General features: G+C 43.7%; 20 protein-coding genes. 7 read left to right on the top strand and 13 right to left on the bottom strand.

Annotated features, from left to right (window positions below; all coding sequences use genetic code 11):
- Positions 1 to 847: 847 nt before the first annotated feature.
- Complete coding sequence (locus tag H6F66_RS00750; RefSeq protein WP_190417270.1) at positions 848 to 2,056, top strand: hypothetical protein; 1,209 nt, start codon at positions 848 to 850, stop codon at positions 2,054 to 2,056.
- 28 nt (positions 2,057 to 2,084) lie between these two features.
- On the opposite strand, the gene H6F66_RS00745 is transcribed toward H6F66_RS00750, so the two are convergent.
- From H6F66_RS00745 to H6F66_RS00720, 6 genes are all read right to left on the bottom strand, one after another.
- Positions 2,085 to 3,320 carry a restriction endonuclease gene (locus tag H6F66_RS00745; RefSeq protein ID WP_190417268.1) on the bottom strand — a complete coding sequence of 412 codons (1,236 nt, stop codon included), beginning with the start codon at positions 3,318 to 3,320 and terminating at the stop codon, positions 2,085 to 2,087.
- Positions 3,317 to 4,912: an AAA family ATPase gene (locus H6F66_RS00740; protein WP_190417267.1), complete on the bottom strand. Its 1,596-nt coding sequence runs from the start codon at positions 4,910 to 4,912 to the stop codon at positions 3,317 to 3,319. The genes H6F66_RS00745 and H6F66_RS00740 overlap by 4 nt, the downstream gene beginning before the upstream one ends.
- 54 nt (positions 4,913 to 4,966) lie before the next feature.
- Complete coding sequence (locus H6F66_RS00735; RefSeq protein WP_190417266.1) at positions 4,967 to 5,440, bottom strand: hypothetical protein; 474 nt, start codon at positions 5,438 to 5,440, stop codon at positions 4,967 to 4,969.
- A 12-nt stretch (positions 5,441 to 5,452) separates the two neighbouring features.
- On the bottom strand, positions 5,453 to 7,573 hold the full coding sequence (locus H6F66_RS00730; protein WP_190417265.1) for a GNAT family N-acetyltransferase: 2,121 nt from the start codon (positions 7,571 to 7,573) through the stop codon (positions 5,453 to 5,455).
- An 818-nt stretch (positions 7,574 to 8,391) separates the two neighbouring features.
- Positions 8,392 to 10,038, bottom strand: a complete 1,647-nt coding sequence (locus H6F66_RS00725; protein WP_190417264.1) for an SAM-dependent DNA methyltransferase — start codon at positions 10,036 to 10,038, stop codon at positions 8,392 to 8,394.
- Between the two features lie 12 nt (positions 10,039 to 10,050).
- Complete coding sequence (locus H6F66_RS00720; RefSeq protein WP_190417263.1) at positions 10,051 to 11,013, bottom strand: XamI family restriction endonuclease; 963 nt, start codon at positions 11,011 to 11,013, stop codon at positions 10,051 to 10,053.
- A 135-nt stretch (positions 11,014 to 11,148) separates the two neighbouring features.
- Here H6F66_RS00720 and H6F66_RS00715 point away from each other — a divergent pair, with 135 nt between their 5' ends.
- Genes H6F66_RS00715 through H6F66_RS00700 form a run of 4 tightly spaced genes read left to right on the top strand, consistent with a single transcriptional unit; the run spans position 11,149 to position 18,706 of the window.
- The gene (locus H6F66_RS00715; RefSeq protein WP_190417261.1) at positions 11,149 to 11,313 is read left to right on the top strand and encodes a hypothetical protein; all 165 of its coding nucleotides are present in this window, start codon (positions 11,149 to 11,151) and stop codon (positions 11,311 to 11,313) included.
- 12 nt (positions 11,314 to 11,325) lie between these two features.
- Positions 11,326 to 12,591, top strand: a complete 1,266-nt coding sequence (locus H6F66_RS00710) for a MerR family DNA-binding transcriptional regulator (RefSeq protein ID WP_347269313.1) — start codon at positions 11,326 to 11,328, stop codon at positions 12,589 to 12,591.
- 2 nt (positions 12,592 to 12,593) lie between these two features.
- Positions 12,594 to 15,797, top strand: coding sequence for a hypothetical protein (locus H6F66_RS00705; protein WP_190417257.1), 3,204 nt, complete (start codon positions 12,594 to 12,596; stop codon positions 15,795 to 15,797).
- A gap of 20 nt (positions 15,798 to 15,817) precedes the next feature.
- Positions 15,818 to 18,706, top strand: coding sequence for a DUF3962 domain-containing protein (locus H6F66_RS00700; protein WP_190417255.1), 2,889 nt, complete (start codon positions 15,818 to 15,820; stop codon positions 18,704 to 18,706).
- Between the two features lie 87 nt (positions 18,707 to 18,793).
- Here the strand turns inward: H6F66_RS00700 and H6F66_RS00695 are convergent, their stop codons facing one another.
- A complete protein-coding gene (locus H6F66_RS00695) occupies positions 18,794 to 19,762 on the bottom strand; it encodes a site-specific integrase (RefSeq protein WP_190417252.1) in 969 nt (322 codons plus the stop codon).
- A 154-nt stretch (positions 19,763 to 19,916) separates the two neighbouring features.
- Between H6F66_RS00695 and H6F66_RS00690 the strand changes: the two genes are divergently transcribed.
- Together H6F66_RS00690 and H6F66_RS00685 are read left to right on the top strand one after the other, a co-directional pair.
- Positions 19,917 to 20,054: a hypothetical protein gene (locus H6F66_RS00690; RefSeq protein ID WP_190417250.1), complete on the top strand. Its 138-nt coding sequence runs from the start codon at positions 19,917 to 19,919 to the stop codon at positions 20,052 to 20,054.
- A 29-nt stretch (positions 20,055 to 20,083) separates the two neighbouring features.
- Positions 20,084 to 20,572, top strand: coding sequence for a site-specific integrase (locus tag H6F66_RS00685; RefSeq protein WP_190417248.1), 489 nt, complete (start codon positions 20,084 to 20,086; stop codon positions 20,570 to 20,572).
- Positions 20,573 to 20,875: 303 nt separating this feature from the next.
- Here the strand turns inward: H6F66_RS00685 and H6F66_RS00680 are convergent, their stop codons facing one another.
- The 6 genes from H6F66_RS00680 to H6F66_RS00655 form a co-directional block, all read right to left on the bottom strand.
- Complete coding sequence (locus H6F66_RS00680) at positions 20,876 to 21,274, bottom strand: MAPEG family protein (RefSeq protein ID WP_190417246.1); 399 nt, start codon at positions 21,272 to 21,274, stop codon at positions 20,876 to 20,878.
- A gap of 222 nt (positions 21,275 to 21,496) precedes the next feature.
- Entirely contained in the window at positions 21,497 to 21,964 is a 468-nt protein-coding gene (locus tag H6F66_RS00675) for a nuclear transport factor 2 family protein (protein ID WP_190417244.1), read from the bottom strand.
- Positions 21,965 to 21,984: 20 nt separating this feature from the next.
- The gene (locus tag H6F66_RS00670) at positions 21,985 to 23,268 is read right to left on the bottom strand and encodes an FAD-dependent oxidoreductase (RefSeq protein ID WP_190417242.1); all 1,284 of its coding nucleotides are present in this window, start codon (positions 23,266 to 23,268) and stop codon (positions 21,985 to 21,987) included.
- 37 nt (positions 23,269 to 23,305) lie between these two features.
- Positions 23,306 to 24,301: a DUF5602 domain-containing protein gene (locus H6F66_RS00665; RefSeq protein WP_190417240.1), complete on the bottom strand. Its 996-nt coding sequence runs from the start codon at positions 24,299 to 24,301 to the stop codon at positions 23,306 to 23,308.
- Positions 24,302 to 24,345: 44 nt separating this feature from the next.
- Positions 24,346 to 25,227, bottom strand: coding sequence for a spondin domain-containing protein (locus tag H6F66_RS00660; RefSeq protein WP_190417238.1), 882 nt, complete (start codon positions 25,225 to 25,227; stop codon positions 24,346 to 24,348).
- A 169-nt stretch (positions 25,228 to 25,396) separates the two neighbouring features.
- Positions 25,397 to 26,290: a DUF5602 domain-containing protein gene (locus H6F66_RS00655; protein ID WP_190417236.1), complete on the bottom strand. Its 894-nt coding sequence runs from the start codon at positions 26,288 to 26,290 to the stop codon at positions 25,397 to 25,399.
- Positions 26,291 to 26,324 lie beyond the last annotated feature (34 nt).

Raw genomic sequence — 26,324 nt, 5'->3', positions numbered from 1 at the left:
AATTACTGGGGTAAGCTTTACTCATAACGCTCTCTCAGTGCTGTGTACTACATATTCGCAGCTTACACTGAGTGAGCTTTTTTGCTATCTAACCGACTTTTAAAACATCCTCTAAGTAACACTTTGGTATAGATTCCTCTTTAAAGCCATAATTGTCTTAACTCCAGCTTTTCTTCATTCAAATATATCTAGGCTTTGGTAGCGATAGAAACGCTCAACGACAAATAATCTGTTATTCGACATTTGGCCATTGAATGAAACTCTGCAATATCCAATTTTTATTAAAAATGTCTCATAACTCATTCATTAATTATCTCGTGAGACATAGATAAAAAGATGAGTTATGAGACACGATATCTCTGGGTTTGAGGCGCGTTGCGTTGGCTCAAGAAATTTGTCTTATAAACGGTCGTTTGCAAGAAGATGGTTGACTTGTTTCCAAACCCACTACTTTTGTGAATGTGTGGTATCAGACTTTTCACTTGGATGTGGTTTGCGAATAGAGGGTTTACCTATTCGGCGAACCAACTCCTCTATGTAAAGACGTTGAAGCCTGCTGAAGGGCGATCACACGCCGCGCACACTTGGAGACAGAGGTAGTACAATAAGTGCGTGAAGCAAGAGTGAGCGCTCCCATCGAATCGGGCTATTAAGTGAAGTCCATTTTGAAAAGTTTACAGAGGTTGAAGTCGCGGATTTTGATGACAAGCAGATTAACACCTTTGCCCATAAGTGGTTTACAACTAATCAACCAGCCAAAGCAGAGGAATTTATTCAACAACTTCGGAAAAATGACCCGATTGGAGAACTGGCAACCAACCCGCTACTACTGACGCTGTTATGTTTAGTGTTTGAAAAATTAGCCAAATTCCCGGTTAATCGTTCAGAACTTTATGAAGAAGGAGTGGATATCCTACTAAAAAAGTGGGATGAAACGCGAGAGATTGAGCGAGAGCAGGTTTATAAAAATCTATCATTGCAGCGCCAGAAAGATTTACTCAGTCAAATTGCCCTAACGACATTTGAGCGGGGAGACTATTTCTTTAAACAGAAAGAACTAGAGCAGTATATTTCTGATTACATTGGCAATCTACCTGATGCCCAAAACGACCCGGAAGTGTTGCAACTGGATAGTAGGGCACTGCTGAAATCAATTGAAGCGCAGCATGGGTTATTAGTGGAAAGAGCGCAGAAAATTTACTCGTTTTCTCATCTAACCTTTCAAGAGTATTTCACAGCCAGAAAAATTGTAATTAGTTGTAATCCATACGTATCAGAGCAGCAGGATTGGCAAATTCTGATTGGTAAAATTACAGAGAAACGCTGGCGGGAAGTATTTTTGTTAGTGGTTGAGATGTTACCGAGTGCGGACTGTCTGTTGTCTTTAATAAAGCAGCAGATTGATGCGCTTTTAGCGACTGATGAAAAGTTGCAGCAGTTCTTATGTTGGGTCAATCAAAAATCGTGTTCAGTTCAAGTTCCGTTTAAAAGAACAGCAGTCCGAGCATTTTACTTCGATCTGGCTGTGGCTCCTGCCTCCAATCATTCGCCCGATCTTGATTGCTCTCTAAACCTTGCTTTTAAATTTGATTCTAATTTTATATTTCACGACGACTTTGACCTCAGTCCCGTTGATTTAAAACTCGATTTCTGTCTGTCTGCCACTCTCGCTCATGCCATTAACGGCGGTATAGATCCTGATTTTGTTACCCCTGACTTCGAGTTTGATTTTAACCTGTGGCAATCATTACAAAAACTTGAAGAGGAAATGCCAGATTGGAACGCTCATCTTCTATTTGATAAGTGGCAAACAGAAAATCTTCAAGCTTGGACGGAAAAATTCAGAAGTTTGATTATTAAGCATCGCAATATTGGTCATAACTGGCAGTTTAACGAAGAACAGAAGAAATTGTTTCACCAGTATTACAGCGCCAATGAGTTGCTTGCGGATTGCATCAATAGCACTTGTTGTCTGAGCAGTGAGGCGCGAACGCATATAGAAGAAACTTTATTGTTACCAATAGCTGAAATTGAGAACAGGAATTCTAGAGGTTGAATTCCAGCGTTTAATGCGTTTTTTTCAGCTACGGCACATTCTTTCCCAGAGTGTCTGTATAAAGCACATCCTGCAAAAATCTATAACCCGCCTGCTCCAAATCCCCCGCCAAAGAAAAAGTCAAACTCCGAATTCTAATCCTACCAACCCTAATATCCAACGGCTCAACTAAAGGCATCGGATACACCAAAATCGCCTCCTGACACCCCTTCGCCTCTGCATAAGCTACCACCTGAGCAATGTCACTCGATGCGGGTGCAGTAGGAACTTTGTACTTAGTATCCAACACATATTTAGCAACCCCCGTTGCCACATCTTGCAACACCAAATCAATGTCAAAATATATCTCCTTCCCTTCCCCCACATACAATCTTTCTTGAGATTTAATATCTAAACCCTGTGGCAATAGAACAGTTTCCCGATGTGCTTTTAACCACTCCGCCACAAACCGTTCGTAGAGTCGCGCCATGTCAACCAAAAACGGTAACATTGAGCGTTCCCCCATCTCAAAACTCGGCCCACTTTGCTCCAAAAAGAACCGACAAAGCGCGTGTAATAATCGATAATCTTCATTCAAACGATTATACTGTCGCCCCACACAAACTTGCGGACTCTTTGGCTGCAACGTCACCAATCCCTGTAACAAATGATAAGCTCGGCGCACAGTCGGTAACACCCGTTCCGTACACAAACCACTCCGAGCAATACACCAAACAGTCCAAGCTAAAATCTGATTCTCTTCTACATCAGCCGTGTGTTCCTCATAATCACATTGCACCTTAACATCCCAAGGTTTACTAATAACCTGCCGCACATTAATGCGTCCTCTTACATAAGGCAAATCCTCTGTTTTAGGCAGATAAGCACAATAAAATCCTTGACGACCTCGGTTAAGAATTCTACCAGCTAAAATCTCAGCCAATCGCTCATAAAAATCCGACAAACTTTGACAATCAAACAGCCCTTCTAAAAAGCGAAAACTCTTCAGGTCATAAGCATATTCCAACATCCCCAGGAGATTACCCAATTGCACTTTTGGACGCAAAGCCAAGTGGAAATCAGGCGTTAACGGGATGTGTCCCACCCATCCTCGTGCAGTCAGTCGCCATCGGTACCCAGTCTTAGGAGAAGGGAAATTTACAGCTACCTGTTTCTCATAATTGCGCCACAAAGTTTCCCCCACCGCATCGGGAATTTCCGACTGCGCCAAGAACACCGGAACATATTCAACTAACTCAATTATTCGTGGAGATACTGCACTCATAGACCAACTTGCTGCTTCACCTTATCCCAACGAAACTGATTTACCTTACTTGGTTGGTCAAAGAAATATTCCTCCAAATATGGCTCAATTTCTAGTTTCCAAATACTCTCAATCTGCTCGGTTATGCCGGGTCGCAGAAAGAAGCTAATACCTATTTCATAATGGGGATTCCCAACTTGTTGATTTAGCTGCTTTAAAACTTGAATTAATCCCTCCACCGGAAAACCACTTGAAGAATGATAACGACGTAAAATTTCGTAGTTTGGGTAGAGAGAAATAAAGGTAAAGCGACGGCGCAGTGCATGGTCTACTAACGCAATTGAGCGGTCTGCTGTATTCATCGTGCCGATAATCCGCACATTATCTGGAATGCTGAAAACTTCACCAGATGCTAAAGAAACTTCTTCATTGCGGTACTCCAATAAATACATCAATTCGCCAAAAACACGGGCGACATTAGCGCGGTTAATTTCATCAATAATTAAAACACAAATATTCTCACAGTTACGTGCTTTCTGGCAAAATTTTAGAAACCGCCCATCAACCAACGGGTAGTCTAATTCTCCATTTTTTCTCTGCGGACGGATACCTTGCACAAAGTCCTCATAAGCATAAGCGGGGTGGAACTGGACAACATCCATAAAACCGTCACCACCACCAATTAAATGTTTAGCTAACTTCTTAGCAATATAAGTCTTACCTGTGCCAGGCGGCCCATAAAAAATTGCCTGCTTAGTGCGCTCAAGCGCCTCTAACCAAAACTTTAATGTTTCTTTCTCAACTCCAGTATCTTCTGCACATTGGGCTAAAGTATATTCTGGTTGCAAATTCATTTCTTCGATATTAAAGGAAGGCTCAATAACTTCATCTACTTGTGGTAATTCTTTACCAGGAAAATCATACTTCTTAACACCAACCAGCCAATGACAAAACATATCGAATAAGTCATCGTCTCGCAAAGCTGGTACGCCAGGTATGTGCATATCTTGAGCCAATTCCTCAATCAGCTTACGTCCGGTAATGTTTATGGCTGGATAATCTGTCAGCTTTTGACTATAAGATGTATTAGCGAAATAATTGAGAACTGGGCGCGATTTGTTATTAATTAACAAAAAATCATCAGGTCGGAGTGCGTTCACGATAGGGGTAAGCATTCCTGTCTGGAAACCCCTAGAATAGGGCAATGCCGAAAACTCCTGACAAGCTGCTGATAATTGAGTAGGCTCTTTATGGCAGCGACGGATAAAATTAAAAATCGATACTGCTACTTTCTGCCAATTTTCTGGCTTTGTCCACTTCGCCCCCTCAAACCATTCTTTTATGTCTTTTGTGATAGCTGGAGCCTGATGTATCCAGGCTCCTCTTTGAAGATTGTTAGCGCTTTTCCCGTAAGGTAATAGCTGTAGCAGGACGGCTTCTGTTACGTCTTCTCCAGCATCCGATGCCGAGGCGATCGCCTCAAAATTCCTCTTCCCCTGCTGACGCTGCTCATTATATGCGGCTGTGTGACGCAGCCCAGCGGGTGTGTAGGGATATGAGGTGACAAATTCTTGAAACAGTCTGACAAATTCAGCTTTCTTTTCCACTACCATGAAGCATTCGTATTTTTGGAGATGATTTAATAGTTTAATCAATTAGTCTGGTTATTATTGGTCAGTTATTATTGCTTTTTTATCTTCTCCGAGAGCTTTAATAAACTCATATTCACTATCTTTCAGGTAACGATAACTTTGGGGAGGACGCAAGTAAGACAACTCTTCTTGCAAGCGTTCTAATTCAACAGGTCTTTCAAAATGCCTGATATTTTTTATAAGGATACCAACGATTAATGATGCTCCTTTATAATAGCTGTTAAATTCTTGTTTGCTAATGCCAACATGGTCTTGGAACTGATTCCAAAACTTTCTAAGCTCTTGACGCGATGCTTTACTTTCAATCACCCCATCCACCTCAAATGAGCCTACAAAAACCTTTTCAGGAGATGAAACATAAACTAGAACAATGTCTCCCTCAGTTAAACGAGTGCGAACTCTACGTAGTTCAACTTTCTTCGTTTGGTCTTTGAATATTTTCTTGGCGTATCCAGGTTTTATTGACAGTAAAAGGATAGTATTAGGCATGGCAGTTCAACTTCAGTGTGAAGCCTGAATTGCTAAATTATACACTTTGATAAAGCATTCAGGCGAAATTTTTTCAGGACAAAGAAACGATAAGTTTTTTTCGGAGAATTGCCGAAGTTGTTCTGATGTAATAGGAATGTCAAATAACTCTATATCACTAAAGCAAATTGCCATTATATTACCATGCTTGTCTTGATTGACCTGATCAATATCGCTCAACTTATATACCCCTAATCGTTGGAAACGTTGATAAAGCTCCTTGGGTTTGCCAACGACAACTTCATCTACGTAAGAGCAGGCTCGAACAGATTGTAGTTCGTAGTATCCTTTACCTTTACCTACTTTCTTCTGGGTTCCACTCACATACCAGAGAATTCGACAGGGAGCTTGTAATCCTCTTGAGTTCTTCACAGAGCGATAGTAGACAGCTTCACAGTTAAATGCCAGTTCAGGTTTTCTTCCTAAAATAGCTTGATTAGCTAGCTTCTCATCGAATAAATCTGCTGCCCATCTAGGTTGAATTGGAATGATAAACGTAGGAATCTCAGCGTCAATAATTTTAGCCGGAAACAGGAAGCGTTCAATGTCTACTGATGCTTGTACATCTGTAATAATGTTTTCTGTATTAAGACTCTCTGCAAATTGAAGACAAATCTGATATTCCTGTCCGAAAGTAGAGCCTAGAGTAATCAGACGCTCTGATAACTCAGATGCAGTTTTAGCTAATGCTAAGTTTATCTTCAGCCACCCATTTTTAACACCTCGGAAGCGAGCATTCTCCTGAATGGATGCCATAACGGTTTCCGCTAAATACAAATCAGTAATTCTTGTAAACTGTCGCTGTTCGCGAGCAGAATGTAATATAGATTTAAAAATTAAGTGGCGTACAAGCGTCCCTGATAGAGGATTATTTACAACCCGCAGCATTGGAATCTCTAGCTCATGTTTTTTCTGCCTGCCATACACAACCAAAGCTAGTGGTTGATTTTCTCCTTCTCTAACAACCCAACACTCAAATTTATCTGATTCAGCCAGAAACCTACGTAGCTGCTGCTGGAATTCTGCCTTAGTTTCTCCCTGTTCTTCGCACTGAAAATAGTTAGTTAAGAAATCTTCTTGTCCCTTTTGAACTGGTATTTGTTCTAGCTGCGTAGTTCCGGCTAAACGTACAGGTTGATAGTCAAGTTTTCTGCGAAGTTCTTCTAGCTGAGTAACTAAGTCGTTAGGGCGAATGATTGACAATTTGAAAGTTTCATAAATTTCACTACTTAACTCTAACAATTTACTATCTAGGGTGACAAAAACTTGAGAATCAGAGGCAATGGTTCTAGCTAAGTGACGCACCTCAAGTTCATCAATCACTGCCCCTTTATCAGACAAAAAACTACTTAAGGAATGAACAACAGAATCAAAATTTTGTTGGCTGCGTAAGCGGGTAAATTTTTGTTGAGCAAAGCACCGTTGATTATTCCTTTCTTTGCTATCATTCAGTAAAGTTATTTTATTAAATATTTCATCGGTTATACACAACTCTAATTCAGTCTGTAGCCAATCAGCGAATAGAGATTTTGATTCAGCAAAATCAGTTTCTTTATCCGTATAAATTTCTTCAAAAATTTGCGTATCAATAACTACACATAGTCTCGATTCAAGTTTCTGTGTAGGAGCAGCATCAAATAATTCTGCATGACCGTGGTCGAACCACCAATATATGAGTAACTTCCCCTCTTTATTTTTTCCGGGCTTATCATGTTTTGCAACAAAACCTAGCCTAGACCACGTTTTTTCTAATCCAAAATCCTCACGGCAATGCAACCCAATTCCACTAGATTGTTTAGTTATTTGTTTGAGGTAATCGATAAGGAATTTGGGTACCCCTTTACCGCGATGTTCTGAAGCTACGCATAGATGAACTAGGCGATGGCGATTATGTCTTCGGGTATACTCATATAACACATAGCCGATGCACCCCACTTGAGGCTCAATAGCTACAAATATATTTCCGTCTCTGGCGTGGTCAACAAAAGCAGTATGAGCAAGAAAGCCAAGAGTTCTTTTATTGGCATCCCCCAGTTTTATGACATCTGGCAAATGGGGGGATCGATCGTCAATCACTTCAATTTTCACTTCCACTGTCTCTCTGCTTTTACTTGGGTGTCTCTGCGTCGTGCTTGAGAGTAAGTCATTGCCTCTCAAGTTCAGAATACCCAACATCCATATTCTGATTACGCCCCACGTGGAATGTTTGATTGAGAGCCTGATTGTTGGGTTGGTTCCATCGGGTGGGCGCTTGAATGTCTAGGTCAAGGTTCGGATGCTCGTCATCGGAAGAAATATGTACGATACCTATTAAATAGGTACTGACCAGCTATGCGAGTACATATTTAAGCTTGAATTCAGGTTGGAACTGAAGTTTGGCAGTAAGGGATTAGGAGTTTAGAATCAAACAAAAAACGCACAACCCGCGTCCCCTAATGAATAAAATTTATAGTACATTTGTTCTATGACTTAGATAATTAGGCTTGAAAAGCTCTAAATAAAGAGCGCACATGAGCGAATCCAATCTGAGATTCCAACTCCAACAATGGACAACCATAGAACCCTAACGTTGCCGCACCACGGACGGGGAAAGCTTTGAGGTGGTATACCTTGGAGTTTGGTATCCCGTTACGGACCAACCTAGTAGCCGCGGAACTCTGGTCATGGCTCTCGCGAGAAAGCTGTGAGATCAATAACTTTCTGTTCTCGGTGGAATACGACGCCCGTGCCACAACTTACGAGAGGGACAGAAATCAACCCTTCTGTTCGAGTAGGCATCGGTATCCGCAAGGCCTGGAAATTCTGAGATGGGGAAAACGTCATCAGGCTGATTCCTGAACTACTTCTGGAGGAGTATGTGAAGCAACTGGAGCGACTCAGTAGGGAGGAAAAAGACGATGAATGAATTCCAACTATAGTAACGACTCCGACAGTGAATTTGCCACATAGCTTAAACTTGGTAAAATCTCAAGAAATTTCTCTGCGATCGCGTTACCCAGTTCCTTCGGCTCTAGCTTATGCAGTCCACCCCCATATACTCGACCCTCACCCATCAGTGTCTCATCATCCATCTGATTGAGAGCCTGCCACACCAACCGTAGCAACTCAGGCTTCTTCAAGAGTGCCTTCTCCAAAGCTGGTTTCGGATACAACATCAAGTAGACATTGGTTGCCGTCGCCATTGAGTGATTCAGGATAAATCGGAAGGGTCTACCTCTACTGGTGTTCTGACGCCCCATATAGGTGCAGAGGAAAGGGGAAGGAGGACGCTTTTCCTGTGAATACCAGGGGGAGCGATGCTTGCACAGATAGCGATCGCTAATTCCATTCTCTACTCCCATCTGGAGATATTTCCAAAGCGACGGATACTTGGCTTTCACCTCGTATAAAGGCAAGTTGCACGTCAGTAGGAATAGCTTGCTTTCCAAAATTGGATTACCAACACTATCAGCTTCAATCTCATCAACTGATAAAAACCGGGGACTAGGCAGAATCGGCTTTAAGAACTCAAGAGGCAGTTGGTGAGTAGAAACTTGCTCTGGTGTCAGCACGAAGAAATGGTTAGCTCCAGTCGCCAAACCCCGTTTAATCGTGAATAAGTCTGACAATTTCAACGGCAGAAATTCGGAATTTCTGCCCTCAGAGGAAAGCGGCATTCGCGAGGTAGAGGCGGTGTCCTTAAGCTTCAACTGCTGACTATTGGAATTCCTGTTACTATACCCCAGCCCAAACTTAGTCCACTTGACCGTATGGCGTAGCACCTCCACTGAAACCAACTCTCTCACTTTTGGTGCTGTCAGACTCCCGCCATAAGTGAACTCAACAGCATGATTTACTGGTGGCAAAGCCTTCCTGAACCAAACAACTGCACTAGACACCAGTGCATCTTCAAACTGCACATCATCAGGATAAAAACGATGAACGCGCAGCAAGGTAACTTGATTCAGTAGGTACTCCTTTACTTGCTGTCCATAATTCACGTCCATAAACCCACTGGGGATAAGCCACCCAGCCAGAGCATCAGAAGCCATCCAGGCATCTGAAATACAGAGGAAGTGGCAGTAGAGTCCGGCTAACCCGCTCAGCTTTATACCGGATGTCTGCTCCGTTGTCCTTTTGAGCCGCAGCTTCTCAAGCCTGGTCAAATGATGATGTCGGACATACGGCGGGTTGCAAATGAGCAAGTTAGCTAGAGCTTCGTCAGAGTTGGGAGGTTTAGCTTGGGTGAAGTCAGCGATAGAGAGTTGTAGCGGCGTGTCACCCCAAAGCTTAATCGCTTCATTCCCGTAATGGGGGTCAATTTCGTAACCTACTGCCGAAACAATTTGTGATAGAGGAAATCGCTGCAATAATGCGGAGTAGAAAGAACCAGTCCCAAAAGCCGGGTCAAGAAAACGAATCTTGAAGTTTGATGGTAATAGCCCTCTGGCATATTCCAGAATGTCTGTTGCCAGTGCCGTTGATGTGGCAAACTGACCAAGCTGATTTCGCTCAGTTTGGGTTTTGGCAGAATCAAGTTGCTTATTTAGCAATGCTCGTGTTAATTCAGTCGCTGACATTCCGCTTATGTTTTACACTCCAAACAACGCTAAGTCATCGATGCGATGTTCCCATACCCAATCAATGCCTTCGGCTGCTTCATAGCCCAAATAGCCACTATCAAAGTAACCGCAAAGGAACAGAATAAAACGAATATTATTGCCGTAGTTGAGTCTTAATTGAGCGACTTTAATAGCTTCTTCTTTGCGTCGCTTGTTGGGATTGGTATAGTCCCCAGCGGATTTTGCTTCAATCAGTAACGGTAAGTCACTAGGGCTGGACTGAAGCGGCTTAATTACAGTGTCAATCGGGATATTAACCTGTTTAATGCCTCCCTGTAAGCTCACCGGAATATTGAGCCGAAACGAGAAAGTACCAGGCTGCATCGTTTGAAAGCTTAACCCGGCTCCTCCCCTAATGTATGAATAGCCACGCTGTTCCAGCCACTGCCTAATTGTAGCCAGCTGTCTGCGCTCTTGGGCATTGCGAACAATCGGGTCAGCAAGCGCACCACATAGACGATCTGCAACAATTGTCGCTGCTCGGTGAACTTGTGTATCGGTCGGTTCCAGCCCGTTCTCCAGCCAGGGAAAGATGTCTTTGTCGGTCAGTCGTGCAATGATTTGACTGATTTTCTGAAGTTCAGCATCAACTAATGTACTGCTCATCCGGGGTGAAATTCGCTGTTTCTCTTCCATGTTTTTGACAAGGTTGGGCGAAACTCCCGCTAGACCAATCAAGCGATCGCGGGCGATAGGCGGTGCTGTCGCCATGCGGAGTATAGGCAGAACTTCTGGATGTTGCCGCAATACAGCGGGTGTGATGTTCGTTAGATTAGCTGTCCGGGCTAAGGCGGATTCGACAGAGATAGTGGTGGCAATGCGAGTATCGCGGTATGCGGTGGGAGCGAACTGCATGAACCAACGGTTGTAGAAGTCTACCGACTGGGCGATATCTGGCTTCCACAAGTGGGGTTTGTCGGCATTTACTGGCACTGCGTTCCTCTGTATGACCTGAGTGAGACAACCCTTGATTCTCGCCTCATTTGAGTCACTATTGCCCATTCAGAGGCTAGAGTCGCTGCTATGTGCTTGTCTTGGGTGACAGCTTAGGCTGTTTATAAAGTGTGAGTGCTTCGCTGGTTGGGGTTGATGGAAGAGGCGATCGCGCTGGCATTCGTCCTGGGGGTCACGTTTCTAGAAGAGAGCCGTCTAGGTGGACAACACCCAATGCCGCCAAACTACTTAACAAATTTTCGGATAAATACCTATGCAAATCTAGATATGCAAATATAATATAGGAACGGAATTGAGGAAAAGCCCATTTCAGAGTTTGTTAGTCCGAAAGAAGCATCGGAGCGCCTTGGGGTTAGCGTGGATACTCTCAGGCGTTGGGAGGCGGCGGGAAAGATTAAGGCCATGAGGACGCCAACAGGACACAGAAGGTACGACATGACTTCATTAGTTACGGGTAGCGAGGAAGTCCAAACGCTTGAAAAGGGGAGTCTGCTAGGAGAGGATACCCTGCAACAGATAGCCAAGGGCTTATGTGAGTATGAACAGCAAATCCCCAAAAGCCTCTGGGCATATCCGGCTGCCTTGCAATTAGGGGTAGAGAAGCTGGCACTTGCTTGTTTAATAGCGGGAGTGCGTCAACCGATACAAGGAGTTCCTGATTTTGTTTCCAGATGGGCACAGCTCCCCTTAAAAGATTGGGATATAGAAATTGATTGCCCTGAAGAATGGCTTGATAAGCAACTAATAGAAGACCAAAAGCCGAGTGGGTTTTGTATTGAAACAGCAGGGGAATACTTCGATGACTGGGGGAATTTCCAAAAGAAAGTGATTAATGAGGTAATGACTAAAGCTGCACAAAACCCTGAACTATATACGAGGTTTAGGAAGTATCTTATTGAAACCCCTGTGGTAACAAAGGGACAAATTTTTGTTGATAGTGCAGTAGATTTTAAGCCAGTGCAAGACCTTCTGCTCAATAGCTATGAAAAAGTTCCAGAGTCTTACAAGTTAGGTGAAAAATTTTACTGTTGCGGTCATTGTGGTGGTCTAATGTATTTGACCAAAGATGATGAATTAAAGTGTGAAAATAAACATTGCGCTAAGGAAAAAAAGAATCCTGTCCCTTTAGCCGATAATCAGTATGATGAAATCTTCTGGCTTAAGAAGGATTTGCGATATTTTATTCATCGTCCTGGTAAAGCAGAACTCAGGCTAGAAGAGAGATTGAAACAGTTAAACCTACTAGAAGTTAAGTTATATCCAGAACTCGACCAATATGACTTACATTTAGTTTTTCCAGATGGAACAGTCTGGGCAGTTGACGTAAAGTTTTGGGAATCTGCATATAACTTAGCAAAAAAAGTCAATCAGCCTATTCGTAAACTCAAGCATCAGCCCTACGATGAATCCTTTTTTGTCTTTCCTGATGAACTGAAAAGTTATGGTCAGGAGTACATTCAAGAATTCAGGGGTTACTGTAACGTGCCGCTCAAGAAATCTCAGGTAATGTTTGAAGGCTCATTTGTACAGAAAGTTATCAAAAAACTAGGAATTTAAAAATGAGAAATACTGCTCAATGGTATGCATCTCTTAAAGATGATTTAGATAAAGATTTATGTGAGGTCGAGTTAGGGCTGTACTTGTTGAGCGTCTTGGTTCCTGACGCTAATGCTGACAGTCTGTGGGTTCTACTGACTGGTTATCCTTCCTCGCATCCAGAATGCCAAAATTGGACGGAAAATCAGTATCGAATGTTGGCGATCGCTCGTCATCTCTTGCCACACTTCGATAGTCCATTTATCTGGAAAGAAGCCCTACAGCGTTATCGAGACTTTCCGTCTGATATTCGTGGGTATGAAGTAGGGGAATCTTGGGAATATCTAAGGCGAACCAATATTACAGTTGCCAATCACCGATTCCAGATTTATAACGATGCCTTAAATAAGCCAGTAGAGTTATCACAAAGAAAGGCGCTTGCCTGGGCAAAAGCTGGAAATTATAAGTGCGAAGTAAAAGGTAAAAAGGAAACCGTTGCGATATCGTCCTTGATTGCCAATTTCCAACGTCCACCAAATCATAATATAGCTGGTGTGCGGTTGAGGAATCCGCTGCAAGTATCTTGGGCTGAACTTAGGGAAACAGCCGAATGGATGGATGAGCAAAGGCGTAATAGGGGACTAAAGCCCAAGTGGGTAAGCCTTGTCAGAAAAATCAAGCTACAAGTATTTAATGACACCCAAGAATTAGTTGATGCTGAGACTTTAACCATCAATAGAATACTGCATTTAGTAGGGATGGTGTCATCCGGCAAGTCCAACTTAATGAAAGTTTTAGCAGTCTATGCGTGGCGTAAAAAATTGCACGTCACGCTGGTAGTAGCGGATGTGCTACAAATCTTTGAGTTGACTAAGATGTTTGCCGAAGTTGGAATTACTGACGTGGCTCCTATTTTGGGGAGTTCCAACAAAGCTAGCCACTTAAATAGATTACACAAAGCCGTTTACAACTCTAATCCAAATGAAGCTTTTAACCAAGACCATCCGGGGTTCCAATGGCTGAGTAATACTTGCCTATTGACACCTTCAGTTAAGCCTGAGATGACTACATCATTTGAAATTGGTACGCAGCCATGTTTTAACTTGGAACCTATAGAGACAAACAATGAAGAAGAATCAGAGCCATCATCCAAGAACAAAGCTTGTCCAGCTTACGGTGTATGTCCCTCTCATAAAAAAGACTGCGATCCAGTTAACGCTTCTATATGGATTGCCACACCAGGAAGCTTAGTTTATAGCAGGGTTCCACGAGCAATAAACCGAGAGAGCATCCTGTATTTTGAATTGGTTTGTAGGCGCAGCGATTTGGTCATCGTGGATGAAGTTGACCAACACCAAGCCTATCTGGATAAAGCATCTAGCCCTGATAAGACATTGTGCAGACCTGCTAGAGATGCTTGGTTGAACAAGCTTCACGATTATGTTGAAGCCAAATTGAAGCATGAAAAGTCAATACTTCTTGAGAATGAGATTGTCTCAGATTGGTGGGACGCTTGTCGTATAGCCAACGGAACAGCTGATAAAATATACCACCTATTGAGCAATGAAAATGACTTAGCTAAATGGCGAGACTCCAAGCATTATTTTACGGACTGGCTATTGTTGCGAGAGGTCGCTACGTTACTAACAATAACAGACCCGGATAATGCAGAACAATCTCAACAATGCGATGCCTTAATGAAGGGTACGTTTGAGCCATACATCAGAAATTTAGACAACGAGCATAATCCCTTATTTCCGTTAGCTAAAAAAGACAAAAAACGTGCAGCTATTCAGCAATGGGTTCAGCAAACTGCAACTGTTGCCTTGTCCCCGGAAAAAATCAAGGAAATTGCCGTCAAACTAGAGTTTGCCTTGCTAGTTTGTGTTCTGCAAAGCAAGCTCTCCTTTATGATGAGCAAATGGCGACAGGTGCAAGGAATCCTCAATCTGGATACATCAGATTCAATGTGGTTTGATGCTCCCCCACCAGACTTTAATGCGGTTATTCCAGCAATGCCAATGGGGAATCAATTGGCGTTTCAGTACCACAAATCCTACAGAGAGTCATTAGGCAGCTTACAGTTTTTCCGCTGCACGGGCGTTGGACGTTGGTTGTTACTGCATTTTGATGAATTATTCAAAGGAGATAATATTGCCAGTCCGCACCTATTGCTAATGTCGGGAACAAGTTGGGCGGGAAAATCCCCTGCATACCATGTTGATATACCTGTTTTTGGAGTGCTTGTACCAGATACATCAGAGGAAATAGTCATAACCTCAAAGTTTTTAAAATTTTCTGATAAGCATCAAAACCCTATCTCTGTGTCTGGAGCTGGAGATAATAAGCGTCGTAACCTAGAACAAATTGTTACCAATTTAGTAAAAGAAGACTATCTAAATGACAATATCAAAGAATTGAAGGGTAGAAAAATATCATTAATGGTTAATAGCTATAAACAAGTTAGGTGGGTTTATGATTGCCTAAAAAATTTAGGATGGGAAGATAATATCGTAGCTCTTTCTCCGGATGATGAAGACTCGGAAATTTGGGACGACAACCCAGAGAATTATAAGTTGTTGCAACGGGGGCGTTCGCCGGATTTTGCTACAAGGCCTGAACCAATTCTGATTAGTCCAATCAAAGCATTTGAGCGAGGGCATAATATTGTTGATGAGAATGGAATCGCGGTAATTGGAGCGGCTTACTTTCTAGTTTTACCTCACCCTGTTCCTGACGATTTATCTTATGCGATTCACTCCATCAACCGTTGGGCGATCGACAATTATAAAACGGCAACAGGGGAAACATTAAAGAAACTAGGTAAGGAGTTTCGCGACGCTGCGTATCGTCAATGGCTTCACCTGCTGCACCTCTCGCTGAAATTAAGGACTCTACCCGAAGAGGATCGAAAGGCTGTGCATTGGGATATTCTTGTTTCTCTTTGGCAGGTAATAGGGCGTCTGATTCGTGGCAATGCCAATGCACAAGTTTTTTGGTGTGACGCCAAGTTTGGGATAAATACCGCTAGAAACCAAGATGGTAAAGAAGATATTGCTGCCAGCAGTGTCATTGTGGGGATTGTAAATTTACTGCGTCCTTATTTTGAAAATGACCCGCAAATTCCCCTACCCGATCGCTTGGTAGTGCAATCTCTCTACCGTCCTTTTTATCATGCGATCGCAAAAACTAAAAACCTTTCTGGTTTACCCCAAGTCAATCTCTAATTACTTATAGGTTATCCCTCATGGCATACCCAACAATCCGTTTATGCGCTTTCAGATTAAAGTCTGACTTGCCAACGCAAGAATTTTATGTGATGAATTTCCCTGAAGAAGCAAAGGAAGTCATCAGACGGATTACAGCAAAAAGGGATAAAACATCAATTGATAAAACAGCTCTTCCTGTCAAGTCCCTTTATAAAGGATTAAGACTAGTTCCTGGTTTAATTCACCTTGGCAATGTATCACCTAAATCCGAGGAGTTTTGGTTATACAGTTCTCACCCATTAGACACAAAAAAGTTGTCGGCAATCTTGTCTTATTGGATAGATATAGAATATCCCGACGAACCATGCAAGAGAGGGAAAGTTGGCATCACTGCTCAGGAACGACAATTGGCAATGAGTTATCTGTCTGCTGACAAATTGGTTTGGGAAAAGAGAGAGGTATCCTATACAAATCATTTTTTGACTCATCCAAATGGAACGGCTAACCTGTCTAGCAATGACTTTATTTTGTTGCCTCACATTTTAGCGACAGAACTAACCAAACCAGGACTAGAGTTTGAAGTGGATGGCGAAAAACTTCAATTTTACCGAACTATACCATCAAGTGGAAAAGGAGCAGAGTTAATCTCTTGGCACCCATTAAATTATACAGAAGACGGACAAATTTACTATTATTCAATCGTTTTAAAATTGAGAATGGTGCTGGAGCCTAACTTACATTACCCCCGACTAGATGTTAAGCCAAGCATTAGGCGCTGGCTCAGTATCAAGGATTCTCAATTGTCAAAGAGTCACGGCAGTAACGCTTACATCCGTGCCAAACTGAATTGGGGACAAGCACTAAATCCTGATGAGTTGACAGAATATTTACTCCCTTGCCGGATGGTATTAAAGAACGGTGTAGCCAACTGGGATGAAAACTTAGCTATATTGCTGAAAAAATTAGACATTCTTTCGGTGACTCCGCAACAAATATTGGCTAATTATTCGGAAGCTTTAATAGGTAATCCTAACATTGGCATTACCTATAAAGAAGGGATGAAACCCAAGCATAAAGTAGCTAAAGGATTACCTACAGTTAATACTCACGAACTCTTAAGCCAAATAGCTGATGTATTAAAGTATTATTGGCAACCAATAGATTGCCAACGTAAAGATTATAAGACAAACAAGCAGTCAAGTCAGTTCTTTGACTTGAAAAAACCAGAAAAAAATTTTGACGAGCCTATTCTCAGGAAAAAAGCCGAAACCGATAAGCAATTTGCAGCCAGAAAAAAAAGACTGTTACGCAAACAGGAAACAGAACTGAAGAAATGTGTTAAGAAAAAAAGAGAGTCAGAATCAGATTACCAGTTGCGTCGCGAAGGACTCTTGAAAAAACAGGAGTTAGAGCATCTTAGCTGGCAACCAAATCTAGAAGAAACGGAAAAAGCTTTTCAGTTGAGACTGGAGCAGTTTTATGAAGAACGTAGTAGCGAACAAGCAACGTTACGGCGTGCAATTCGTTCATCCGTTGGCGAACATTTAACAATTTGGATTTGGTACATCAATGAAGAGAATCTGGTAGAACGTCTCAAAGCTATAAAATACTGCTTAGGGTTGCCAGAGGCAGCACCGGGAAGTTACTCCTTTCCGGAAGGTTTAACAGTGGCTATCTGCCTACATGAAGTTGCTGGCTTAGCACAGCGCCTAGATTTATCTCCGGAATCCAAACCGAACAGTACAGAGCGAGAAAAAGCTATAAAGAAGCGAAGGGATGAGATAGCTGCTCTTGTGCAGCCTGTTAAATCTAAACTAGCTGGAAAAGTGGGAGTTTGGTTTGAACTTTACGAGAAAAATTATTGGAAATTTGTAGAAAAAGATAAAGAGGGTAAAGAAAATGAAAAAAAATCTTTGCTAGCACCTTGGGGAGACCCTAAAAGTTCTATTCGTCTTGGTTTTGCTGATGAGGGACTTATCAGCAAATTTATTACTCCAGAACAAAAAAATTATTGTCAGAAAGCTATCTGTAGCTTTATCGACCTGTTGCGCTCTTTAGGAGTTCGGATGGCTCCGTCTCACATAACACTTCCCAAGGTAAACAAAGATACCCCTATCAATGAAGTAGGATTATGGCTAGTCAATCGAACTTCCGAAACTAGCGGTGATGGGAAACCGCAAACAATTCCCGTCATTGTCAAAATGTCTTCTTTGACTGCTGAAATTAGTGCTATTTTCCCCGGTCTAGAATCATGGATACCCTATGATGAAGCCTTGACCCGCATAAACAAGGAGGGAGAAGGCTTTACCAATGACGATAAAGGTAAAGCTAAAATCCGTACATTTATTCAGGAGACTCTCAACAAGAAAGAGTTAAGAGGCAAGCCGACATTACTGTACTGTCTAGCTCAGAATATCCGTCAACAATGGACGTGGCTACAGGATACACAAATTTCCGTCAAGGGATTATCGTTTGCCGAGCGAGACAAACCCGTTTTTGAGGAATTCGCTGGACTGCGTGTTATCCGACTGCGCTCTGGGGATGAAACATCCGAGTGGTTTGGGATGGATGGGGAAAAAGTATCTGGATTTATTACTGGTCTATTCAAAAATCTAGACAATGATCGTGTATTTTTTAGTATTGGTAAGAAGCCTTCAACGATGAGTGACATTCTCAAAGATTTATCTAGGATAGAGCAACCTGGGAAACCTTGGGTGCATCCTTCTCTTGTGGAGATTGCCATAGGCTACTATCAAGAGGATGACAAGGATAACTTACTAGATTTAGCTGCGATCGCTCACGAATCCCGTCATGGAGTTTTGCAATATGAAGACTTCTTGGAAGTGCCTAGAGTCCTTCATTACGCTAAACAGATGGCTGATTATGTCCTCATGCTAGATGACGATGATGACGCATCTGATAACTGATGTATCTCGAACAAATGCATTCTCGCAGCGGGTGAGTAACTCCCGACATACGCCTCGTAAAGCGTGGGAGCCTGCCATAGTACTGCGCTATTTGGTAGTTCGACCTTTGCTAGGAATTGATAACTTCTCCACAGCTTTTCGTTTAGTTTCCTCTCCCCGACGGTCATATTTAGCCACCACCTCCGGCGAAGAGTGTCCCGCTAAAGAAGCCACCGTCACAATATCAACCCCTGCATCCAGTAAATCCGAGCAAAATGTCCGCCGAAAATCGTGAGGAGAAAACAGATCGACCTCAGCTTCCAGTGCCCGTTTGCGAAGAATCATCAGCACCGCTTGGGGCGTTAGAGGTCTAATATGGATTCGACCCCGTTTCCAAGTAGGACACAACAGCGCACCTGGAGAACGTCCCCTGACCTTCAACCAATCTTCCACCAGTGCAATAGCATCGCTTGGAAGGTACACCGTGCGGTTTTTCCCGCCTTTACCACCCCGTACCTTCACTTCCCCCGTACTCGCCTTAAAATCTTTCAACTCTAAAAACACCACCTCAGCCCGACGCAACCCCACCCGAAGAATCGCAATCAAAGCCGCATCTCTAACACCCGCAGGCGTCAAGTCATTGTGGCACGCCTCAAATAACGCCGCAATTTCATCCTCGCTTAAGGCACGGCCCCTGAGTTCCGGATTGCTCCGAATCTGAGGTAAATCAATTGCCTTGGCATAAGCAGTCGCATCCATCAAATCCAGCCGCAGCGCTTCTTTAAGTACCCGTCTCAAGGCACACATCATCTTTCTGACCGTCTCCGGCTTTCGCGAGGCCAGTAACGCTCCCTGCACCGCTGCCGTGTGCTGATACCGCAACGCCGCCCAATTGAGCGTCATCGCGTCACACTGACCTTGAGTGAGCAGAGACGCGATCGCATCCAAGGACTGGCGCATCGTCAGTCGAGAGCCGGGAGACAAAAGAGAAAGGTACACCGCTGCTGGGTGAAGCGTCAGAGGCAGCGGCTCGGTCAGTATCAACTCAGAGGTGTCCCAAGAGACAATCCGGGGCATAAATTTATCAGAAGTAAGCTTCTCGATATTACTCCCAATTGTCCGTCATGCGGTGCATTCAAGCTGTAAACAAATAAAAAAGTCAAACAATTAAATAAAAAAGTTCTACAATTTCTGGATGTGCGCTTCTACGCACAACCCCGGAGACCTTTGTATGGGTAGATGCAAGCAATGGTTTGAGCGGATGCAGACAGAAGACCTAAGAGCGCTGACGCCACTCATTTGGGGCTATATTAATCCCTACGGCATCTTTCGGCTAGATATGAACGAACGATTGCAGCTTGAACAGTAACAGAAAAATCAGCTAGAAATTTTTCTGTAATGGCTACCTGGAAAGCGTTTCAGCCATTGCATTGCTGCTCAGTGCAGCGAGGCTACTTTTCCCCAGGAAGGGCATCAAGACCTCTTTTATATCCTTTGAGCAAAGCTAAACGCATTATCCCTAGACGGATGAGTGAGCAGGGGATAACATCTGCTTTACAAAGAAGAGGTGAGCAAGCGGATATAGCGCCCTTTTCTCCTCACAATCTCAGAAGAACCTTTATTAGTAACCTCTTAGATGTGGCAGCTGATATTGTGACTGTATCTCAACTGGCGAGTCATTCTTCTCCTAGCGTGACATCCAGGTATGATAGACGAGGGGAAGCGGCGAAGAGGCGGGCAATTGATTTACTTAATGTACCTTACAGTGGGCGTAATCCTCGTTTATCTACAAGGATTAGGGTCAAGACCGATAAAGGGACAAGAACTCAGGGGATATCTTTCGGGGCGGACGATCCCGAACTAAGCACTCGTCCGCGATGCACCTAGCAGTGTGATGGACAGGTACGACCGACACCAAAGACGGACAAGGCAACGGCGGGTTTAAGCTTGGTCTCAACCCTGAAACTCTATCACGTTTAACTTGACACTTTGCAAATCATTTATCGAAAGCTAGAAAACTACAATAGACATATCCAGAAATTTACAAAACCTCTCTATGTCTGGCTTTCCAGCATTCTAAAACAAGAGCGTTCGCACCCCTAAAGGTTTGAAATTATACCGTTTATCGATGCGATTACACCCTCTATAAAACCATCAAGAAAACGCAAGGGTTGGCCAACTGACAACTGTCTACAATGCAGTTTTAAACAGAGTTACAACTATTCCTGCTAGAGAACCTAAAAGCAGCACTACGTTTGCCAGCATACTAATTCCAAAGCCTAGTGCCCGTTTTTCAGCAGCTTGATAATAGCCCCAAGCATATAAAACACGACCAATTACCCAGACTGCACCAATTCCAGCTCCCCAGACTGGATTTACGAATTGGGAGAACAACCACAGGGCAGGCAGGAAGAGTATTAGTTGCTCTAAGGTATTTTGCTGCACTCGCAGCACTCGCTCGAAGTTAGGGTTTCCCGACATTTGCGGAGCAGCAATCTTGTATTTATTTCTAGCTCTACCCACATTTATACTGACAACGAAGTAAAGGATGAGAGCTAGAACGGTTACTAAACTAGGCAAAGGTGGCACGCTATATACTCCTACTCCATTTACTAGCACCTTGACTTTTTAGAGGACGTTGCAGTTCAATGAAATGATTGAGAAATCAAGCCTTTAACACGCCACATTATCACTGTGAAGTTGCTAATAGCTAATGGTAAAAAAGCAATTAGCTATTAGCAGCACTCACCAGTTACCTTTATTTGCACCCAGTTACTTAGGGCTGCATTTCTTCCCTATTACCCTTGTGTGCTACTTATATGCTGCTACAGATGCTTCGGAACGCGAGGCAACCTCAGGCACAGAAAGAGTTTCAGTACCGCGAAAAGCGGCTGCGATCGCAGCCGTATCCAGGTATTCACGAAACTTTACGGTCTTACCGCCTTGCAAAGTATACACATGCACCCAATCGTATTCGAGTGGGCAATTAGTGGGCTTGACATGACCTAGAGCGTGCCCAAATACTGCAACTTGATTTCCCTGAGCAATAAAATCTTGTGCCTGAAACTGTTGTAACTCTAAGTATTCACCCACGGTACTAAAAATTTGGGCTACCCGATCGCGACCATAATATGTACCTGCAAGCGGCGCATGTTCTGGCGATCCAGCTACAAACCACTCCACATCTTCTGCTAATAAATTGAGTAAAGTGGCGATATCACCCTGCTCAAAAGCTGTACACATTTGCTGCACTATCTGTATATTCTCTTGTTCGCTCATTTGATACCAATCCTTAAAAACTAACTTTTTACATGAACAGGCCAAACCCCATAGCCCATCAGCTTGGCGGGGAGGTCACGCATGACGGGCAGGAGCATGATTTTCGGCGGCTTGAACGGCTTACCAGATTTGAAGGTTTTGACGATAATTTGCTCGTGGGATAAAGACTGAAACCACTGGATGATTCGCGTCGGCCATTCGCGCTGAAACTGCACTGCTGCTAGATGGCGCAGCCGTACATTTCTAGCTTTTAGCGGACGGCTGAGTACATTGGCTGCTACAACCGCATCCTGAATCGCGTAGTTGATGCCTACACCACCAATAGGTGACATGATATGGGCTGCATCACCAATTAGCAGCAAGCCAGGACGATACCAACGTTTGAGACGACCCGTCTTGACCGGGAGGAGCGCTACTTGCTTCCACTCCTTGAGATGATCTACTCGGTCTGCCAGCATTGGCATCGTTTCAGCGACAGACCGACGCAGTACCTCCAGTCCAGATGTATGAAGCTGCTGATAGTGACCTTTAGGAATGATGTAGCCAATTTGCCAATACTCAAAACGATTAGTGAGAACTAAAAGGCAACCGCGACCAAATTCTCCGAGTTCTTCCTCTGGTTCATCGGGTCTGCGAGGTAAGCGAAACCAAAGAACATCAATGGGTGTCTCATGCTCGATAAGCTTCAGACCTGCTAACTGGCGGGTACGGGAGAAGCGCCCATCGGCACCGACTGTCAAATCAGCTTGGACTTCGTGCCAGCCACCTTGTCCTCGGTAGCGGACGCCGCGAATAATGCCATCCTCCTCAATCAACTCCTGTACATTTGCACCCATCACTAGCTGAAAGTTTGGATAACGTTGTGCTTCAGCGACGATGAAATCTAGAAAGCGTACTTGTTCCATGATCATCATGAACGGGTACTTGCTTTTTAAGCGACTGAAGTCGGCAAACGTCACAGGACCGTCGGCGGTTTGGGTGATATATTTATAGGTCTTAGTATGGCGAATTTGCAGTAAGCGATCGGTTAGACCCAGTTCGTCCATCATTTCCAGGACTGAGGAGTGAAGTGTGTCACCCCGGAAGTAGCGATTGAAATCCTTATGAGCTTCCAGGAGCATTACAGGAATACCCTGACGTGCCAAGAGCAGCGATAGAATAGCTCCTGCTGGTCCACCCCCAACGATACAGCAGGTTGTTTGCTGCACGGAAAGAATGTTGTGGGCTGTGTCCGATAGCTCCGTAGGGTAGGCAGTCGAAGCGGCTTCGGCTGCCGTAGTGGTTTGTGTTGGATTTGCAAACATGCAAATTATCCTTTCCTAGTGCTACAAAATTATTAACCTAAGCAGTTTGTTTCCGCTTTTTGTTCAGGAAAGAAACGGCACTGAAAGCACCAAAAGCTAAAGTACCTAGTGTCAAGCTCGGTTCAGGAACGGAACGATATTTCAATCCATTCAAAGACACTGAGTATTCCCCATTGGCATAATTGACGCTGTACGCGGTGGGATAATAACCACTCTTCGGATAAGCAGATGGTAGTTTGATTAAGTCAGTAGTATTGGGCTTGGTTAAAAGAAACGAATTGGCAACCATTGGCTCCCAAAAAGCCATCTTGCCGTCGTAAGACCCATAGATAAATACCCTATCAAAAGGTCTTTGAAATTCCGGTGATGTAGGGTCAATATAATGGACTCCCATGCGGGGTTCAGCAGCCATAGGTGGGGCAATATAACCCGGAGGAAGGAATTCCACAGGTGGCGCTTTGTACGCTTTCGTCAAGAAATCTTCTAAATTGTCAGCTGTGATTGTGTGACGTTCCTCTGGGGTAAACAAATTAAAATGGAAGTCGAAATGGGGTACGGTGGTGACTCCCTCCGGTGCATGACCGCTAGGATTCCAATTCAGTGCTAAGTGGGTGAATGGCGTAGCCTCAGCTTCTTTTGGAAACAGAAGTTCATACTCGAATGTCGAATGATCGATACCATCTAACAGCGGTAACTTTAGGGGATATTCTCCGACATCATCAGATTCTCCGGGCAACCCGAACAGTGCTGAGTCAGTAAATGAAACACCAATATCTGTGGGATTCTCATTATCATTAAGTCTTACCCAAGTACGAACCAATCCATTTCCGAGAGGCCGCGCTTCCCCATAGAAGATTGAATTTGATTCTATGCGAGGGTCTATTGATGAAGGTGATTGTCCTGAATCTGAGGGTAAGTGCCCTGAATCTGGATGTAAGTGTCCTCCATGTGCCTGTGCTGTTTTGAGTCCTAAAGAGAGAGTAGAAAACGCTACTCCTGCGAGTACAATTGATAACTTTTTCACACTAGTCATAGCTTCGAAAAACATTAACATGAAATATGTATCGAACAAAAATCTCACCTACCCTGACGAACTCGACGACGCAATATAAACAATCCGCCGAGGGCGAACAGTCCTGTGGTGGTGGCTGGCTCCGGCACAGGCTCTGGCACTTGTGTAATTGTGATTCGCGCCACCTGGTAGCCTGGAGCCTTAAAATCAGCGTTGGCAAACAGTCTGTCCCCCCCAGGGAATTCATAATCTAGGACACCTCCGGTTCCTAGTGATTTTAAACCTGGGTGGAGCTGGATTGTTCCGTTTTCGTCAACGCCCTTGCCGACTTTACTGAGATCAAACGTGACGTTGGACAGATCCTCGTCGTTCACTTCGGTACCAGCATCCAAGACTTGATTGCCAAGAACAATGAAGTCAGCCCCGATGAACTTACCGTCAGCGTCAAAGATTTCGATGGGGTCATCATTGCCGATGAAAGCATCGTTGCTAGGAAAGACAAATGTGGTGTAGCTGAAGTAGCGGTGGCTGGTGACACTACCGTTGAGCGAGATCATCTTCGTGGCAATCTGACCTGGGAAAATCACTGGAGAAGGTGGCGATAACAAAATGTCGGGGAAGACTAGGCTTTGGATACCACCGTTCATACCCGCTGAACTGCTGGCGAACAAACTGGCAATGGTTTCATTGGCAGGAATGGGGGAGTTGGTAATATCAACACCTAGAGCTTTAAGAGCCTCGATAAAACCTGGAATAGTGTTTTCAAGACCTGGAGTACCATCCTCTGCCACATGTTCAATCCCTGATGAAGCGGGGGCACCTAAGTCAAAAGTGTCAAAACTGCCATCGTGAAAGGCAACCCAGACTGCACTCAGGATAGAGCCTTTTGTAGGGCTTAGGTTCTCGACGGAGACCTTTAATGTGGCTGCTGTCGTGGCTGATGCCATTGCCATTGTCGAGCCGAGTGCCATCATTGTAGCTATGATGATTCCTTGGCTTTTGAATCTTGCAATACGTTGATTTGTCATAACACTTTATCCTTAATCATGTTGATGTTTTTTACTGAAGCTTACGTAGCCAAAAAATAATTTTTCATTCTCTATCTTGATTCGGCTATTAAATTTTTGCTAATCGCTTTTTACATTCAAAAACTACACCCAATAACCCAAGCATAACTAAACCCAATCTAGGGGAAATTTCCGGAACAGAACGATATGTCAACCCACCTAGCACCATCTTGTATTCTTGAGAAGTTGGATCAAAGGTAACGCTATATTCGGTTGGATAATATCCACTCTTTGTGTAAGAACTTGGTACTTTAATAGGTTTGGTGACATTTGATTGCGTCTCAAGAAAAGCTTTTGTGGCTCCAAAACCTATCACGCTCGCTTGACCATTAAAGAAAGCATAATCATAGAGCGTGGTAAATGGCTGTTGCTGCGTGAGTATAGGAAGGAGTACATCAGGGTCAAAATAACGCGCTCCGATGCCAGGACTTACAATTCCAGTGGGCTGCAACCCCGGCGGAACAACTCCTGGTTGAGGTGGCGTGAGAACCTGTGCCAGCTCATCAGGCGTGCATGTCGCTACTGAGCCAGTTGTGTCCGGATAGGGGCAAATTAAAGCACGTTCCTGGGGACTGATCAGGAAAGAATCAATGGTGAACCGGGGTACACCCAAGACTTCTGGGAGTCCTGGAAAACCATGTGGGCGATAGGTCAACTCAAAGTGGTTGACGGCTACATCTGAAGCCTCAGAGGGCAAAGAAAGTACAGTCGAAATATTAGGCGCAGTATCGCTGGTGGGTAAAGATAGCGCCCCTTGGGTGAGTATTACGCCAACCTCTAAGGGTTTTTCATCATCATCCAAGATGACGAAGGAACGGACAAAGTTCTCTCCTAAAGGCTGTGGAGAGCCAAAAAATTGAGCGGCTTGCACTGCATTCGAGGTTCCTAAAGCAATCAATACTGTGCCTACGGAAACCATCGGTAAGTTTTTTAGAGTAGTCATAGAGTGCTTTCTTCACAGAAGATTGATAGTTCAA

Source organism: Trichocoleus sp. FACHB-6, assembly GCF_014695815.1.
GTDB lineage: Bacteria > Cyanobacteriota > Cyanobacteriia > Cyanobacteriales > FACHB-T130 > Funiculus > Funiculus sociatus.
The sequence above is the reverse complement of the archived record's forward strand: the minus strand, read 5'-3'. Positions and strand labels throughout refer to the sequence as shown.